The organism is Actinomadura litoris (assembly GCF_009733595.1).
GTDB lineage: Bacteria > Actinomycetota > Actinomycetes > Streptosporangiales > Streptosporangiaceae > Spirillospora > Spirillospora litoris.
The window spans coordinates 104,597-120,178 of the sequence record NZ_WOFH01000006.1 but is presented as its reverse complement, the minus strand read 5'-3'; the positions used below and the strand labels follow the sequence as shown (position 1 = coordinate 120,178).

General features: G+C 70.9%; 11 protein-coding genes. 4 read left to right on the top strand and 7 right to left on the bottom strand.

What is annotated here, in order from left to right:
* From GNZ18_RS18250 to GNZ18_RS18235, 4 genes are all read right to left on the bottom strand, one after another.
* Window positions 1-3,732 carry a golvesin C-terminal-like domain-containing protein gene (locus GNZ18_RS18250; protein WP_216651349.1) on the bottom strand — a complete coding sequence of 1,244 codons (3,732 nt, stop codon included), beginning with the start codon at window positions 3,730-3,732 and terminating at the stop codon, window positions 1-3.
* Window positions 3,733-4,464: 732 nt separating this feature from the next.
* A complete protein-coding gene (locus GNZ18_RS18245) occupies window positions 4,465-4,728 on the bottom strand; it encodes a CDGSH iron-sulfur domain-containing protein (RefSeq protein ID WP_173390812.1) in 264 nt (87 codons plus the stop codon).
* The gene (locus GNZ18_RS18240) at window positions 4,703-5,392 is read right to left on the bottom strand and encodes a HemK2/MTQ2 family protein methyltransferase (protein ID WP_156217717.1); all 690 of its coding nucleotides are present in this window, start codon (window positions 5,390-5,392) and stop codon (window positions 4,703-4,705) included. Before GNZ18_RS18240 ends, GNZ18_RS18245 begins: the two co-directional genes overlap by 26 nt.
* Window positions 5,389-6,447 carry an iron-containing redox enzyme family protein gene (locus tag GNZ18_RS18235; RefSeq protein WP_156217716.1) on the bottom strand — a complete coding sequence of 353 codons (1,059 nt, stop codon included), beginning with the start codon at window positions 6,445-6,447 and terminating at the stop codon, window positions 5,389-5,391. Before GNZ18_RS18235 ends, GNZ18_RS18240 begins: the two co-directional genes overlap by 4 nt.
* 266 nt (window positions 6,448-6,713) lie before the next feature.
* On the opposite strand from GNZ18_RS18235, the gene GNZ18_RS18230 reads away from it, so the two are divergent.
* Window positions 6,714-6,950 carry a hypothetical protein gene (locus GNZ18_RS18230; RefSeq protein ID WP_156217715.1) on the top strand — a complete coding sequence of 79 codons (237 nt, stop codon included), beginning with the start codon at window positions 6,714-6,716 and terminating at the stop codon, window positions 6,948-6,950.
* A 31-nt stretch (window positions 6,951-6,981) separates the two neighbouring features.
* Here the strand turns inward: GNZ18_RS18230 and GNZ18_RS18225 are convergent, their stop codons facing one another.
* Window positions 6,982-7,809, bottom strand: a complete 828-nt coding sequence (locus tag GNZ18_RS18225) for a helix-turn-helix transcriptional regulator (protein WP_156217714.1) — start codon at window positions 7,807-7,809, stop codon at window positions 6,982-6,984.
* Window positions 7,810-7,927: 118 nt separating this feature from the next.
* On the opposite strand from GNZ18_RS18225, the gene GNZ18_RS18220 reads away from it, so the two are divergent.
* On the top strand, window positions 7,928-8,992 hold the full coding sequence (locus GNZ18_RS18220) for an aldo/keto reductase (protein ID WP_156217713.1): 1,065 nt from the start codon (window positions 7,928-7,930) through the stop codon (window positions 8,990-8,992).
* A gap of 44 nt (window positions 8,993-9,036) precedes the next feature.
* Here GNZ18_RS18220 and GNZ18_RS18215 read toward each other — a convergent pair whose 3' ends face one another.
* Both GNZ18_RS18215 and GNZ18_RS18210 read right to left on the bottom strand, forming a co-directional pair.
* The gene (locus tag GNZ18_RS18215) at window positions 9,037-10,530 is read right to left on the bottom strand and encodes an alpha/beta hydrolase (protein ID WP_156217712.1); all 1,494 of its coding nucleotides are present in this window, start codon (window positions 10,528-10,530) and stop codon (window positions 9,037-9,039) included.
* A 228-nt stretch (window positions 10,531-10,758) separates the two neighbouring features.
* A complete protein-coding gene (locus tag GNZ18_RS18210; protein ID WP_156217711.1) occupies window positions 10,759-12,954 on the bottom strand; it encodes an MMPL family transporter in 2,196 nt (731 codons plus the stop codon).
* Window positions 12,955-13,300: 346 nt separating this feature from the next.
* On the opposite strand from GNZ18_RS18210, the gene GNZ18_RS42265 reads away from it, so the two are divergent.
* Both GNZ18_RS42265 and GNZ18_RS18200 read left to right on the top strand, forming a co-directional pair.
* The gene (locus GNZ18_RS42265) at window positions 13,301-14,743 is read left to right on the top strand and encodes a sensor histidine kinase (protein ID WP_156217710.1); all 1,443 of its coding nucleotides are present in this window, start codon (window positions 13,301-13,303) and stop codon (window positions 14,741-14,743) included.
* Window positions 14,740-15,468, top strand: a complete 729-nt coding sequence (locus tag GNZ18_RS18200; RefSeq protein WP_156217709.1) for a response regulator — start codon at window positions 14,740-14,742, stop codon at window positions 15,466-15,468. Before GNZ18_RS42265 ends, GNZ18_RS18200 begins: the two co-directional genes overlap by 4 nt.
* Window positions 15,469-15,582: the final 114 nt, after the last annotated feature.

Here is a 15,582-nt window from a genome sequence, read left to right as displayed (position 1 = left end):
CTACAGGCCCATCTGGCGCAGGGTCGCGTTCAGCGCCTCGGCGTAGTGGGCCGTTCCTTCGATCTTCGGGTGGAACGACTGGTTGGAGTTGGGCGGAAGCGGGGACGGATCGTCACCGGGTGTCTTGTCCAGGACGATTCCGTGGATGGTCTCGGGGTCGCCGCAGATCGCCCGGCCGGCGAACCTGGCGCGGGGGTCGGAGAACCAGGTGGGCGCGCCGGACCTGGTGGCGTTCTCGGAGGCGGTCTTCATCGCTCCCGCCAGGACGTCGGCCATCTCGTTCATCCACGGCGCCTCGGAGGTCCCGATTCCGGGGATGCACTGGCCGTTGCCGTCCAGCAGACGCGGGTACCCCATAAGGACGATTTTAGCATTGGGCGCGTATCTGTGGACGGTACTCAGCACCACCTCGATCGAATTCCGGACGCTGCCGTTGATGCGTTCCGGTTCGGCGTCTTTGAGCGGCTTGTCGTCCCCGTCGAGCGTCGAGTCCTGGCAGAGGCCCAACGAGCCGTAGATGCATTTCTGGACGATATTGGAGAACTCCGCGTCGTTGCCGCCGATGGAAAGGGTGACGAGGGTGGTGTTGTTGTCGAGGTAGCCCTGGTCGAGCTGCGGGGGTTCACCGAATTCCGACTGCCCTGATCCGCGCGGGCCGTCGACCGACACGGGCAGGATGTTCTTGGTTCTGGCGCCGGAGCAGGCGATGAACTGGTAGTCGAGGGAGGGGTCCCAGTCGTCGGCGCGTTGTCCGATCGAGGTTCCCGAGTCGTTGAGGGTGGCGCGGCGGGACCAGGCGTGGCGGGAGCGGTGGCAGGCGTCGCGCCAGTAGCCTCGTCCGCCGTCGATGTCGGTCTCCCGGTAGTAGTCGCCCCCGCCGCTGACCGAGGCGCCCTCACCAGATGAGTAGGAGTCGCCCATGGCGACAACGGAGTGGCGCGGTTTGCCGGACAGTTTGTGGAAGGCGACGGCGTCCCAGGCGATGTCCTCGTCGCCGTTTCCGTCGGGTGTGTCGGTGGACAGGGAGACCTTCGGGGCCCCGGTGAAGCGGAATACCCCGAGGCTGACCCAGCGGTTGGCCATGATGCGCTGGGGACGCACCCGGACCGGGCTGCTGGAATCGGTTCCGTGGACGGTGTAGGCGGCCTGGCGGGTGTGGGCGCCGTGGTCGGGCAGGTGGACCATGACGCGGGCCCATCCGCCGATGTTCTGACCCAGGTTCCAGGTGCCGGTGGTCTTCATCCGGTTCCCGTCCGGATGGGTCGTGGTACTCCGGGTGTGCGAGAACCAGAAATGGCCGCCCAGCCCAGCGCCGAGTTGGTGGAGGTCGATTCTGGACGACGCGGTGGCGAAGTCCAGGGTGAAACTGCCCGTGGACGCCGGGCCGCCGCAGCCGGGGCGGTGCACCGGTGTTCCGGAGGGGAGGTCGTCGACGATGAGCGACCCGGCCGGCAGTCCGGCGGTGGTGCAGTTGGGCGGATAGGCGGTCCCGTCGGCCTCCTCGGCATAGGTGCTGTCGAAGCGCAGGATCTCGTGCCCGCAGCGGCCGAGGTTGCAGATCTGCCAGGACGCCGGCTGGGTCCACCAGCAGTGCAGGTCGGCGCGGCCGCAGGGGCCCATTCCCGGGTCGTTGCTGTTGCTGTTGCTGATCTTGCCGGGGTCGCACTGGTTCGCCGAGGTGCAGAACAGCCCTTCGGGCGGCTTGATGTTGTGCCGCAGGTCGTTGTTGGTCCACCAGGCCGCGCGATATCCCGCGACCGTCTTGCCGGGTGATTCCAAACCCTCCAGCGGACGCGCGGCCCAGCCCAGGACCTTCTCCTGATAGGGCCAGTCCTGGGGGTTCTTGGCGTGGGTGTAGTCGTCCCCGCCGTTCGCACCTTCCAGGAAAGGCGGCCGGTTGGCCTTCCACAGCGGATCGGCGGGGTTGTTGGTCCAGCCCAGCCCCCAGGTGCCGCCGTTGCCGGGGGCCTCGCCCTTGGTGTGGTAGCCGGAGTTGTACGCCCACAGGGCGAAGAACCAGTTCTCCAGATGTTCGGGCTTGCCGTTGTCGATGATCAGCCCGTCGGCGCGGGTCTGGTTCCATTTCTCCACCAGGATGTTGACCCCGGCGGCGATGTTGGCGGTGTAGTCGAGCGCGACGGCCTGCTGCTGGAGGTCGGTCTTGGGTTCTTCGTGGTCCTTCTCCTTGCCGTGCATCCGCATGCCGTCGGTGACCTGCGCGATGCCGTAGCCGCAGTCGGCCTTGGACCAGTCGATGGCCCAGGGGTCGGTCTGCTGGCCGTCAGGGGTGTAGTGGATCCCGTAGTAGTTGCCGATCAGCGGGTTTCCGGTGACGCCGGGGACCACGGTGCGCGACGCCTGCCACATGTTGGATTCCTGGGCGGTGACCCCGAGCATGATCTGCGCCGGAATCCGGCCGCCGCCGCTCAGCCCCTGCAAGGGGAACAGGGTCTGCGGCTGGTAGGCGCCCATTCCCAGGTTCTTCCAGTTCGCGGGCCGGGAGATGTGCTTGTTGAGGTTCCCGGTGATCGCCTGGTCCACGGCCCATTCGACCTGCCGCGGCTTGGGCTGCATTGCTTGCTTTCCGGGGTCGTTGCGCGGCACCGAGCAGGTCCGGTCCGGTTCCACCGTCCCGGTGGCCTGGCGCCTCTGTTTCCGGGCGGTGGACGGCGCCGGGAGCGCCGGGGAGCGCCGGGTGCCCTGCACCCCCCTGGCGATGGCCTGGTCGCCCGGCTTGACCTGGAATTCGGTGTCCTTGCCGGTGCTCAGAATTCGCAGGCCGATCTTCACTGGCCGGACGTCGGTGGCCTCGCGCGGGCCGATCCGTGAATCCTTGCCGTCCGCCCACATGGTCCTGGTGACCATGGCCTCGCCTCGGGTGGTGGCGACGGCGTCCATGGGGATGTGCGGGCGCATCTGGACGATACGGGGCAGCGCGGCGACGGGCTTGGCCTGGCCGGTGACGAACACCTGTCCCGTAGCGCTGGCGGACAGGTCCAGTTTCGTCAGCGGCCCTTGGGCCAGCACTTGCGGTGCGGGCGCTTTTGCATTTCCCTTTCCTAATGCAAGCCGCTTGACCTGCCCTTGCGGCTCGCCGGACGAGCCGACCGCGGGACGGTCCAGGAATACGACACCGCCGTCGGCGTCCGGCTTGAGTTGGAAGGGGACCTGGTCGGTGCGGGCCAGCACCGTCCGCCGGCCCGAACGGTCGATCCGCACCAGGCGTGCGGAATCGGCGGCGACGACGTCGTCCCCCACCGGTACCGCCGAGGTCACCTGTCCCTTGAGCGTGATCGGCTTGGCGGGCCTGCCGGAGACGGCGTCCACCGTGATCAGCCGGGTGGCGTTCCTGCTCTCGCCTCCCGCCTGGGTGAACACCCCTGTCTCACCGGTGCCGCACCCCGGGCTGAAATAGGCCAGGGAAACCTGCCGGTTCAGCTTGGTCACCTTGCCGGTCTTAAGGTCGACCACGGCGGCGAACGCGCCGCGCGCCATTAGTTCGGCCTTGTTGGTAAAAGTGCGCGGCGCGTACGCCACCAGGGCCCGCCTGCCCGATCCGGTCACGCATGCGTTCCCGATCCAGGCGTCGGCGTCGAAACCCGGCTCCGACAGTGACGCGGCGGTGCGCCAGGCGTATCCCGACCTTCCGTCGGCGACGAGGAGATGAAAGCCCTGGGCGTCGCCGGAGGTGGTCCACGCGCGATCCCGGGACCTCTCCCATCCTTTTCCCATTAAGGAGTTCCGTTGGGCGGGGGCGATCGAGCGCTGCCCATCGTCCGCGCCGGCGGATCGAACCGGTTCCCTTTGCTGGACGGGTCGCGGGGCGGCGTCGGCGGCGCCCGGCAGCAGCCCGGCGACCACCACCGACGCGGCGCCTATGGCGACCGCGCCATAGGCCGTTCTTCGAGATCTCAATGGAGCTCCTTGCAATCGGGGGATGTGAGCGGCGGCGCCACCGGGAGGCAGGCGCCATTGGGCATGGGGCGACCAGCGGCGCCGCACCGCCGAAGAACAGAAGATCTCGCACTGTCCATCGGAGGATTGCAAACAACTACATGTCACGGACCGAACACCGAAGGGCCGGCTCCGCGGGCGAAGAATGCTCCCTCAACCCGGCCAGGATCCGGCCCTCATGATCCTTTGGATAAGCCGCCTGAAGTGTGGCACGCCGAAACAAGACCTGACCATCGTCGGTTTTGGCCGCACATGGCCATCCGGGAGTTGCCTGGCCAAGCGCAAGGCAAAGCCGGGGGTCGACGATTTCGGCGCCTTCGCTTTTCGTCCGGAGGCGAATGATATCGCTTCGAATTCGCCCGGTCACCCGGCCGGAAGAGCCCGCGCGCGTATCCCGAATGGCGGGGCGTCGCCATCGGTCAGCGCGTCATCACCGCGGCGCGGCCGAAGCCGCGGCGCCCTCCCAGCGCTCGGACTTTCGCCCGGCCTTCGGCGATGGGGGGCGGCGGCTCACTCCTCGGCGCCGCGGCGGCGCGGGCGGGTGCGGCGGCGGTGGCTGGTGTCGCAGAAGGGGTAGGCGGCGCTGCGGCGGCAGGTGCACAGCGCCACTTGGAAGCGGTCGGAGGCGACCGTCGAGCCGTCCTCCAGGACGATCTCGACCGGGCCCTCCACCAGCATCGGGCCGCCCGGGACGATCCGCACCCGCCGCGGCTCCCGGGCGGGACGTGGCTCCCGGGCGGGGCGGGGCTCAGGCCGCTCGGCTGCCGCGCTCATGTCCCCGCCCCTCCGCGACATGGCCGGCGCGTACGACGACCAGGTCCTCGTGCGCCTGCCCGGGGTCCAGGAGGCCCCGGGCCGCCAGCGACTCGGCGCGCCCACGCATCACCGGGCCGAACGGCTCGCGGTGCCGCGCCACCACCGAGGCGTCCATGCCCTCCCGGCGCAGCGCCACCAGCGTGGCCGCCACCCCGTTCAGCGCCGAATGCACCATGAGCAGGGTCCCCGAGGGCGTCAGATGGCGCGGGGCCGCCCGGCAGATCCGGTCCAGCAGTATCCGGCCCTCCGGGCCCGCCTCCCAGGCGCGCGCCCGGCCCCGCGCCGCCGCCGGGTCGACGTCGCCGGGGACGTACGGCGGGTTCGCGAGGATCACGTCGAACCTCTCACCGGCCACCGGCGCGAACAGGTCGCCGCGCAGCACCCGCATCGGCAGGCCCCGCACCCGCGCGTTCATCCGCGCCGTGAGGACCGCCCAGGGCGACACGTCCACCGCGACGACCTCGCAGCCCTTCCGGGCGGCCGAAATGGCGACCGCGCCCGCTCCGGTACCCAGTTCCAGCACCCGGGCGCCCGGCGGGACGGCGGCGGCGCGCAGCGCCGACGTCAGCAGGTGCGTGTCGGACTGCGGGCGGTAGACGCCCGGCGGGCGCAGCAGCATCATCGTCCCTCCGTCACCGGTCGGCGCAGCGCGGAGCGGCCTGATCGCCAGGACTCCAGCAGGTGGTCGCCGAGGCGGTCCTCCAGCAGGACCGTGGCCCGCACGCCGAACACCACGTCGGCGGCCAGCTCGGGCTCGTCGGCGAGCAGCCCGCCGATCACGTCGTGGCGCAGCACCTGCTCGTGGACGGCGTCGGCCTCGACGTGCTCGGTGTAGAACAGGCGGGCCCGCGGGCCGCCGCCGAGCCGCTCCAGCGCCGCCACCATCCGCCGCGCGGACGGCGCCGTGGTGATCTCCGCCGCCGCGAAGTGGCCCACCATCGCGCCGCGCAGCGACCGCCGCAGCCCGAACAGCGACATCATGTTCACGGTCGCCAGCATCGCGGCGGGCGCCGCGTCCACGTAGGCGCCGTAGGACGGGTCCAGCCCCAGGTCGTCCAGCAGGCCGGCGTAGAGGTCCTGGTGGATCATCTCGGGGCGGCCGCCGCCGAACTCGTCGTTCTCCACCGCGACCAGCGCCGTCTTGGCCCGGCCCCGCAGCCGCGGCACCACGAACGCGTGCGGGTCGGCCTCCTTGAGGTGGTAGACCGCCCGCAGGGCGGCGTGCTCCAGCAGCTGCCAGCGCTCACCGGCGTCGCGCAGATGGTGGCTGACGCCCTCCCCGTCGACCGGCTCGACCAGCAGGTCCTCCAGCGCAGCCTCGACGTCGGTGCCGGGGACGGTCTCCCGGCGCAGCGCGTCCAGGAAGACCGACTCCATCTCGCCGCGCAGCCGCAGCAGCCCCGCGTCCCACTCCCAGTCCGCGTCGACCCCGGCGAACCCGCGGTAGTGCAGCTCGTGGCACATGTGCAGGGCCAGTTGGAGGTCGTCGCCGAACGGATCGGCGGACACCACGGCGGCGAAGAGGTCGGGCGAGCGGACGAACGTGCCCGGTGGGCCCCCCGCCAGCGCGTCGGCGACCGTGCGTGAGAGCAGGCCGCGGGAAGGGGGCGGCGCCGGGGTCCTCGCCCGCTCCGAGGGCCGCTCGGCGGTGCGGCCCGGGACGTGTCCTACGGTCATATCTCCTCCGTGACCTTGCGAGCGTCCGGTTTCGGTACCCGCCAAAACGCGTCCTATACGCCAGCCTTTTTCCATGTTTGTCCAACTTTCCCGCCGGTGGGAGCACCGGGGCCGGGGCTCCCGCTGCCGCGAGGTGCCAGGCCGCAGGGGGCGGACGTCATCACCGCGACGTGCGGCGCGCCGCCTTCGGGTCCCCGGGTCCGCATGAGCGCCGGAACGTCGGGTAGCAGGGCGACGAAACCGATCCGACCAGCAGGGAGGTCGTCATGGTGGCGGCGCATCCGGAGACCGGCGAGGTCACCGGGACCAAGGACAAGGACTACAACCTCATCTGGTTCGCCGAGCAGTGCCTGAGCAACGCGCTGCGCCTGGAGGTCTACATCGCCGACGCGGAGCGCGCGGGCGACTCGCAGCTCGCCGACTTCTTCCGCCGCGCGCAGACCGAGAGCCGCAAGGGCGCGGAGCAGAGCAAGGAAATGCTCGCCAGGCGCCTCCAGGGCTGACCCGCGAGGGTTCCGGCGCTCGGCCGGGAGCCTATCCGGCGTTCAACCGGTCGAGTGCCGACTGGCTTTCGCCGTCCGCGGCACGGAAGATCACCAGTTGCAGGTCGGGGTCGTCCAGTGGGGTGAGCGTTTCGAAGTCCACGGCGACCAGGCCGGCCTCGGGGTGGCGCATCTGCTTGCGGCCCCGGCCGTGCACCTTCACGTCGCGTTCGTCCCAGAGCCGCGCGAAGTCCGGGTCGGTGGCGAATTCGGCGATGAGGGCGGAGAGCGCCTCGTCCTCCGGGTGCGCCGCCCACACGGTGCGGAGGTGGGCGATCCCCTCCCGCACGATGCGTTCGCGGTCGACGTAGAAGTCGCGCATCTCCGGGCGCATCAGGCACAGCCACATCGAATTGCGTTGGTGGGGCGGGAGCGTGTCGAAGTCCAGGAGCAGCCTCGACATTTCGGTGTTCCACGCCAAAATGTCGTAGCGGTGGTTCGTCAGCATGGCGGGCAGCGGCGACAGGTCGGCGACCAGGCGGGCCAGGGGCGGGGCCGCCGCGGCGGCGGGCCTGCCGGGGGTGGTCGGACGCTGCCGGGCCAGGTCGAACAGGTAGGCGCGTTCGGCGGAGGTCAGGCGCAGGGCCTGGGCGAGTGACCCCAGCACCTCCGCCGAGGGGCGCAGGCCGCGGGCCTGTTCCAGCCGGACGATGTAGTCGATGCTGATCCCGGCGAGCTCGGCGACCTCCTCGCGGCGCAGGCCCGGGGTCCGCCGGGTCCGGCGGCGCGTCGGCAGGTCGAAATCGTGCGGGTCCAAGCGCTCGCGGCGGCTCCGCAGGAACGCGGCCAGCTCCTGTGTCGTGTCCAGGGCCCGGATCATCGCGTCCGATTCTATAGCAGGGTGGGACTGGCGTTCCCAGGCACTTCTTTCCCTTTTCCGCGGCCCGCGCTGGTCGCAGGCTTCTCGTGACAACGCATCATGAGCACGGGAGGAAACGATGTCCCTCACCCTTGACACCTACCGGCTGCTGGGGCGGTCCGGCCTCCGGATCTCGCCGCTGGCCCTGGGCGCGGCCACTTTCGGCACCGAGTGGGGCTGGGGCGCCGAGCGGGACGAGGCGCGCAAGCTGTTCGACCTCTACGTCGAGCGCGGCGGCAATTTCATCGACACCGCCGTCACCTATACCGATGGGAGTTCCGAGCGTCTGCTGGGGGAGTTCGCCCGTGCCGAGCGCGAGCGGCTGGTGCTGGCGACGAAGTACACGACGCTGCGCCGCGAAGGGGATCCGAATTCCGGGGGCGGCCACCGCAAGAACCTTTTCGCTTCGGTGGAGACCAGCCTGCGCCGGTTGGGCACGGATTATCTCGACCTGCTCTACCTCCACGTCTGGGATTTCACGACGCCGGTCGAGGAGATCCTGCGCGGTATGGACGACCTCGTGCGGCAGGGCAAGGTCCTCTACGTGGCGATCTCCAACACCCCGGCGTGGCAGGTGTCGCGGATGCAGGCGATCGCCGACCTGCGCGGCTGGTCACCGCTGGTCGCCCTGCAGATCGAGTACAACCTGGCCGAGCGCACCGGGGAGCGCGACCTGATCCCGATGGCGCGCGAGATGGGCCTCGGGGTGGTCCCGTATTCGCCGCTCGCCGGCGGGGTGCTCACCGGCAAGTACAGCCGCGACGACCTGGACGGCGCGAATGAGCCGTCCGGCGGCGGTGCCCGCCGCGACCTCAACCTGTCCCTGGGCTGGCTCACCGAACGCAGCCTCGCCATCGCGGACGTGGTGAAGGAGACCGCCGCGGAACTGGGCCGCACAGCCGCGCAGGTGGGGCTCGCGTGGACGCTCCGGCAGCCGGGCGTCGCGGCGCCGATCATCGGCGCCCGCACCCCCGCGCAGCTGGAGGACAACCTGGGCGCGTTGGAGGTCGAGTTCACCGCCGCCCAACTGGCCCGCCTGGACGAGGTCAGCGCGACCGGTCTCGGCGTCCCGCACGAATTCCTGGCCGGCGACTTCGGCCGCGCCCAGACACGTGGCGGCATGAGGGTCGAGACCCGCCGCTGAGGAGGGGGCCCGAGGGCGGCGTCGCCGCCGCCCTCGGGAGCGGCTCACCAGAGCCATTGAGGCTGGCGGGTGTCCGGTTCGAGCTTCGTTTCGGTGAGCGGTGCCGGCTCGGCCGGGCAGTGCGTGTCGGGGGGCGGGGTGCGCAGCGTCAGCAGGTAGCGGTCGATGGCCGCGGTGGTGCAGGGGTTGCGGGTGTAGGACGTGTGGCCGATCCCGTCATAGGTGAGCAGTACGGACCCGGGGATCTGGCGGGCCACGCTCTCGGCGTCCGAGTACGGCGTGGAGACGTCGTAGCGGCTGTTGACCAGCAGGACCGGCGGGACGCCTTTGATCCGGTAGGGGCGTTGGGGGTTGCGGGCCCGGGGCAGGTAGCCCTGGCAGCCGGCGACGGCGATCCAGCGCAGATTGTCGACCCGGGTGTGCGGCGCCGCGTGCCGGGAGGCGGCCATGAGGCTTCGCAGATGCGCGAAGTCGCGTACCGGAAAGCTGAAATCGGTGCAGAAGATCGGCTGGAAGGTGTCCCCGAAATCCTCCGTCAGCCGTACCGGCTTTTGCGCCTGTAGGCGGGTGAGATAGACGGACAGGGCCGGCCAGCCGCTCCTGGAGTTCGGCCCGTACATCGCCTCGCGTATCGTTTCCACCAGGTCGATGGACGTGATCACGGTCCCCGCGGGATCCTTCAGCTCTCCCCGGTCCGCCCTGGCCAGCAGGCCGTCCAGGACCTTGAACGCGTCCTGCCCGCGCAGCGCGCAGCGCGGGCTCTCCTCGCACCAGGCTGCGAACCGCCGGTAGAGCCGCTCCAGGCCGGTCGATCCGGTGAGCAGATAGCGGCGGACGTCGGTGGCGCTGTGGTTCATGTTGCCGTCGAGCGCCAGCGCGCGGACGCGGCCGGGGTGCTCCTCGGCGTACTGCTGGCCCAGCAGCGTCCCGTAGGACTCCCCGTACAGGGAGATCCGGCGTTCGCCCAGTGCCGCGCGGACGGCGTCGACGTCGCGGGCGTTGCTGCGGGTGTCGACGTGGTCGAACACCGGCCCGGTCAGCCGCCGGCATTCATCGGCGCGCTTCTTGTGCCATTGCAGCAATTGCGCATACGCCTTGGCGTCCCGCGGGTACTCCGATGGGGAGTCGGAAATGGGAGGGCACCTCAAGGGCCGGCTATCGCCGATTCCCCGCGCGTCGACTCCGATGACGTCGAACCGCTGCAGGATCTGGGGGTCGAGATCGTCGGCGCCGAAGAGCACGAAACCGACACCGGAGCCGCCTGGGCCGCCGGGCAGCAGGAACAGCGATCCGATCCGCTTTCGCGGGTCGAGGGCCGGGCGCCGGGCCACCGCGAGATCGATCTTGGCGCCCGCGGGCCGGGCCCAGTCGACCGGGACCGGCACCTTGCCGCACTGCGCCCACGGATCCTCGGGGCACGGCTTCCAGGCGATCCCCTTCGCGGCGGGCGATGCGGGCGACTCGGCCGTGGAGACCGGGCCCGGTAAGAGGAGTAAGGAGACGAGCGGCGCCAACGAGGCCATGCGGGTCCACGACATCGGAACCTCCCTGAGATCGCGGCCCTCGTCCGTGCCCGGGGGTCCGGCACGGTCCGGGGCGGTCGACCGGGCAGATGGTCCTCTCCGGAGGACGGGAGGGGTCCCGGGCCCTGCCCCGTTGGCGCCGCCGCGTGGTCTCCCGGACGTCGGAGAACACACCTTTGCCGCCGGACATGGCCCGATCCGGCGGCAAAGGGGGGCACGAAGGGGGCTACTGTCGCGCGGGCGTCAGGTGCGGCCGTCCACCCCCTGGAGTTCCGGCTTCCGGCTGGCGGCGGGCTTGGACGGCCCCTCGACCGAGACGTGCGGCAGCACCTTGTCGATCGCCTTCGGCAGGTACCAGTTCCACCTGCCGCACAGCTGCATGACGGCCGGGACGAGGATGGTCCGCACCACCAGGGCGTCCAGCAGGATGGCGACGGCCACGCCGAGCCCGAACTCGGCGATGGTGCGCATCCCCGCGAACACGAACGCCATGAACACGCAGATCATGATGATCGCGGCGGCGGTGATGATCCGGCCGGTCGCGGCCTGCCCGCGCCGGACGGCGAGGTCGTTGTCGCCGGTGTGCAGCCATTCCTCGTGGATGCGGCTGACCAGGAACACCTCGTAGTCCATCGACAGGCCGAACAGCACCGCCAGCATCATCGCGGGCAGGAACGACTCCACCGGACCGGCCGAGCCCGCGCCGAGGGCGGAGGCGCCCCAGCCCCACTGGAACACCGCGACCACGACGCCGAACCCGGCGCCGGTCGAGAGCAGGTTCATCACCGCCGCCGTGAGCGGGATGACGAGGCTGCGGAACGCGAGCATCAGCAGCACGCACCCGAAGGCGACGACGATCGCGACGAACAGCGGCATCTTCCCGCCGACCACGGACGCGAAGTCCTTGAAGACGGCGGTCTGGCCGCCCACGTGGACGACGAGCCCGTCCTTCTCATAGCTCGGGATCACCCGGTCGCGCAGCGTGTCGATGAGGTCGGCGGTCTCCTTGGTGTCGGGCGCCGTCGTGGGCGTGACCTGGAGCGTCCGCACCGTCGCGCCCGGCGCGACCGGCCCCGGCTGCACCGAGGCGACGCCCGGGACGCTCCGGAGGTTCTGCTCCAGCCGTCCGAGGTCGGCCTCGGCCGCTCCCCCGGCCGGGACCTTCGCCACCAGCAGCAGCGGGCCGTTGTAGCCGGGCCCGAACCCCTCGGCGAGCAGGTCGTAGGCCTTGCGGGTCGTGGTGTCGGGCGCGTTGTTGCCCGCGTCGGCGGCGCCGAGCCGCATCGAGAAGAACGGGACGGTCAGCACCACCATGACCAGCGTCGCGGCCAGCGTCAGCGTGACCGGCCGCTTCTGCACGAACCCGGCCCAGCGGGCCCAGGCGTCGGACGCGCTGGCGCCGCGCGGCCCCTCGTTCTTCAGGCGGGCGCGCTGGCGGCGGCTGAGCACCCGGGTGCCGAAGATCCCGAACAGCGCCGGCAGCAGGGTCGCGGCGACCGCGACGGCGAACGCCACCATGATCGCGGCGGCCAGCCCGATGCCGGACAGCACGCTGATGCCGAGGACGAGCAGCCCGAGCATCGCGACCGCGACCGTCCCGCCCGCGAACACGATCGCGCGGCCGGAGGTGTTCATGGCCTCGACGGCCGCCTCCTCCGCCGTGAGCCCGGAGATGATCCCGTTGCGGTACCGGGCGACCACGAACAGCGCGTAGTCGATGCCGACGCCGAGGCCGACGAACGCGGCGATGATCGGCGCGGTGGTGCCGATGTCCATCACGTGGGTGAGCAGGTCGATGCAGAAGAGCGCGTTGCCGAGCGCGAGGATGGCGGCGATGAGCGGGATGGCCGTCGCCAGCACGGACGCGAACGCGAACAGCATGACGATGGCGGCGGCCACGATGCCGACCAGTTCCGCGGTGGACGTCGAGGGCTTCTCCAGCTGGGCCATCGCCGCGCCGCCGAACTCGACCTCCAGCGCGTCGCCGCGCAGGTCCGAGCCGAGGTCCACGACCTTCTGGATGTTCCCGGTGTCGAGGCTCTGGCTCTGCTTGGTGAACGTGATCGTCGCGTAGGCGGTCTGCCGGTCGGGGCTGATCTGCGCCGCGCCCCGCGAGCTGAACGGGCTGACGACCGCGCCGACCTCGGGCACCTTCGCGACCTCGGCGAGCATCGCGTTGACCTTGCCCTGCACGGCCGGGTCGGTGACCTTGCCGTTCGTCGTGTGCAGCACGATCGTGGTCCGGTCGCCCGAGCTGCGCTGGAACTGGGTCTCCAGCAGGTCGGCGGCCCGGGTGGACTCGGTGCCCGGCAGCGAGTACCGGTCGGAGAACATCGCGCCGGCCGAGACGGCGGTCCCCCCGAGGACCGCCAGGGTCAACAGCCAGGCACCGATGACGATGAAGTGGTGCCGGAAGCACCATCGAGCGATCACGCTCATCGGGTCCCCCCATGGACTGGAACGGATTGTGGTCGAGGAACGGGGCGGGATTTCGAAACGCCCGCGTTGCGGAACGCCCGCGCGCGGGGCCGCGCGCACAGCGGCGTTCAGCGGTTCGCCCAGGTACGAGTGGCCGCGCTTCGCGCTGACGCGGCCACTCGTACAACGGGCGGGACTCCGCTCCACCAAGACTGGCGGTCATCGGACGCCTCGGTCGTCAGGCTCGGGGATGGAATCGGCGTCCGCCCACAGCGGTACCTACCCGCCGCGTACAGCGCTGGATGTACGCGGCCGACCCGACCGTGACGTGACGACTGGGGATCCCCACCGTGGGTAGCCTGATGGCGTGTCCGGCACCGCGCTCACGCGACCGATACGGCGATTCGTCACCAGGCACCCGCACCCTCTGGTCCTGCTCGACATCGCCGTCGCCGCCCTGCTGTGCGTCGGCCTCCTCATGGCCGACGCCCGCAGCGGCCTGCACGACGCGCCCGCCGCCGAGTCCGCGCTGCGGGCCGGGGGGATCGTCCTCGCCTCGGTCACCGTCGCGGTCCGCCGGCTGCGCCCGCGCCTGGCCTTCGCCGTCGCGACACTTTGCGCTTTCGTGGTGTCCGCGGTGGGCGGCGCGCCGCAGGTGTCGATCTGCGTCGCCGTCACCGCCTACACGGTCGCCGAGACGGGCGGGTTCGTGTTCTGGTGGGCGCGTCCGGGCGCCGCCAGCCTGATCACCGCCGCCGGGATCGGCATCGGACGCGTCGCGACGAGCTGGGAGGCCGTGCTGATGGCCAACGTCGCGATCATCTGCGTCGGCTGGTTCGCCGGCCTCGCCGCCCGCGAGCACCGCAAGCGGCTCGCCGCGATCGACGAGCAGCGCACCGAGCGCGAGCGCCAGCACGAGGCCGGCCTCCGGCAGGCCGCGATCGACGAGCGGCTGGTGATCGCCCGCGAGCTGCACGACATCGTCGCGCACTCGATGAGCGTCATCGCGGTGCGCGCCGGGGTCGCGCGGATGGTGATGAACACCGATCCCGGCCAGGCGCGCGAGACGCTCGGCATCGTCGAGACCACCACCCGCCAGGCGCTGCACGAGATGCGGCTGCTCGTCCAGGTGCTGCGGCACGAGGACGCCGTGGACCCCACGCTCGCCCCCACCCCCGGGCTCGGCGACATCGCCACGCTCGCCGACCAGGTCCGCACCGCGGGCGTCGAGTTGAGCCTCGACATCCGCGGGACGGCGCGTCCGCTGCCCCCCGGGGTCGACCTGTCCGCCTACCGCATCGCCCAGGAGGCGCTCACCAACGTCGTCCGCCACGCGGGCCCGGTCCCCGCCACGCTCCGCATCGAGTACCGCGACGACGACGTGCTCATCGAGGTCACCAACGCCGCCCCCGCCGAACCCCGCCGGAGATCCACCATCCACGCCGTCATCCATCCCGACACCCACACCGCCGTCAACCTCCACCCCACCCTCGACCCCGACCCCGCCGAGGCGCCCCGCGCCCCCGCCGGGCACGGGCTCATCGGCATGCGGGAACGCGCGGCCCTTTACGGCGGTTACCTGCGCGCCGACCATCACGGCGACGGCTTCCGCGTCCGGGCGATGCTCCGGACGGACGAATCCAGCCACCTGACCAACGGCACCGCGCCGCCCGCCGACGGGGCGTCCGCGGCCCCGGTCTCCAGGCCGGAGCCAAGATCATTCCCGGCGCCAATCCCGACCGGATCCGATTCAGATTCCGAGATCGAACCGGATTCAGATTCCGGATCGGCGCGCGGGGGGCGCACATGACCATCCGCGTGGTCATCGCCGACGACCAGGTTCTCGTGCGCGCCGGATTCAGCGTCCTCGTCAACGCGGCGACGGATATGGAGGTCGTCGCCGAAGCCGGAACCGGCCCGGACGCCGTCGCCGCCGGGCGCCGCCATTTGCCGGATGTCATCCTGATGGACATCCGAATGCCCACCATGGACGGAATCGAGGCCACCAGGCAGCTCCTTGACGACCCGGCGACCAAGTCCATCCGCAGCCTGATCCTGACCACTTTCGATCTGGACAGTTACGTCTTTGGTGCACTCAAGGCCGGCGCCAGCGGGTTCCTGCTCAAGGACACCCCGCCCGAGCTGCTGCTGGCCGGGATCCGCACCGTCGCCGCCGGGGACGCGCTCCTCGCCCCGAGCGTGACACGCCGTCTCATCCGCGACTTCGTCAACCGCCCCGCCGCCGTCCCCCGCGCGCTGCCCTCCCTGCTCGACCCGCTGACCGAGCGCGAGAGGGAGATCCTCGTCCATGTCGCCTCGGGCCGCTCCAACGGCGACATCGCCGGACGGCTGCACATCAGCGTCGCCACTGTCAAGACACACGTCAGCCGACTGCTCACCAAACTCGACGCGCACGACCGCGCCCAACTCGTGGTCATCGCCTACGAAACGGGACTGATCCAGCCGAGTTCGCAGGCGCGCCCGGTGTTCGACTCGCCCGCCGGCGACGGCGCTTGCGACCGCCTCGACCTGTGACCTGCGCCGACGTCATCTAAGATCAAATTCCAACCTGCTCGGTCTAGTATCGTTCAAGGTGCTCTCAAGTCCGCTGTTGAAGTATTGCCATCGGAAAGAGCGGTGGCTGGCGGA

What these genes read in the sequence shown, in the direction of transcription:
- GNZ18_RS18250 (WP_216651349.1), bottom strand. Translation starts at nt 3,732, where the DNA reads ATGGGAAAAGGATGGGAGAGGTCCCGGGATCGCGCGTGGACCACCTCC.
- GNZ18_RS18245 (WP_173390812.1), bottom strand. Translation starts at nt 4,728, where the DNA reads ATGAGCGCGGCAGCCGAGCGGCCTGAGCCCCGCCCCGCCCGGGAGCCA.
- GNZ18_RS18240 (WP_156217717.1), bottom strand. Translation starts at nt 5,392, where the DNA reads ATGATGCTGCTGCGCCCGCCGGGCGTCTACCGCCCGCAGTCCGACACG.
- GNZ18_RS18235 (WP_156217716.1), bottom strand. Translation starts at nt 6,447, where the DNA reads ATGACCGTAGGACACGTCCCGGGCCGCACCGCCGAGCGGCCCTCGGAG.
- GNZ18_RS18230 (WP_156217715.1), top strand. Translation starts at nt 6,714, where the DNA reads ATGGTGGCGGCGCATCCGGAGACCGGCGAGGTCACCGGGACCAAGGAC.
- GNZ18_RS18225 (WP_156217714.1), bottom strand. Translation starts at nt 7,809, where the DNA reads ATGATCCGGGCCCTGGACACGACACAGGAGCTGGCCGCGTTCCTGCGG.
- GNZ18_RS18220 (WP_156217713.1), top strand. Translation starts at nt 7,928, where the DNA reads ATGTCCCTCACCCTTGACACCTACCGGCTGCTGGGGCGGTCCGGCCTC.
- GNZ18_RS18215 (WP_156217712.1), bottom strand. Translation starts at nt 10,530, where the DNA reads ATGTCGTGGACCCGCATGGCCTCGTTGGCGCCGCTCGTCTCCTTACTC.
- GNZ18_RS18210 (WP_156217711.1), bottom strand. Translation starts at nt 12,954, where the DNA reads ATGAGCGTGATCGCTCGATGGTGCTTCCGGCACCACTTCATCGTCATC.
- GNZ18_RS18200 (WP_156217709.1), top strand. Translation starts at nt 14,740, where the DNA reads ATGACCATCCGCGTGGTCATCGCCGACGACCAGGTTCTCGTGCGCGCC.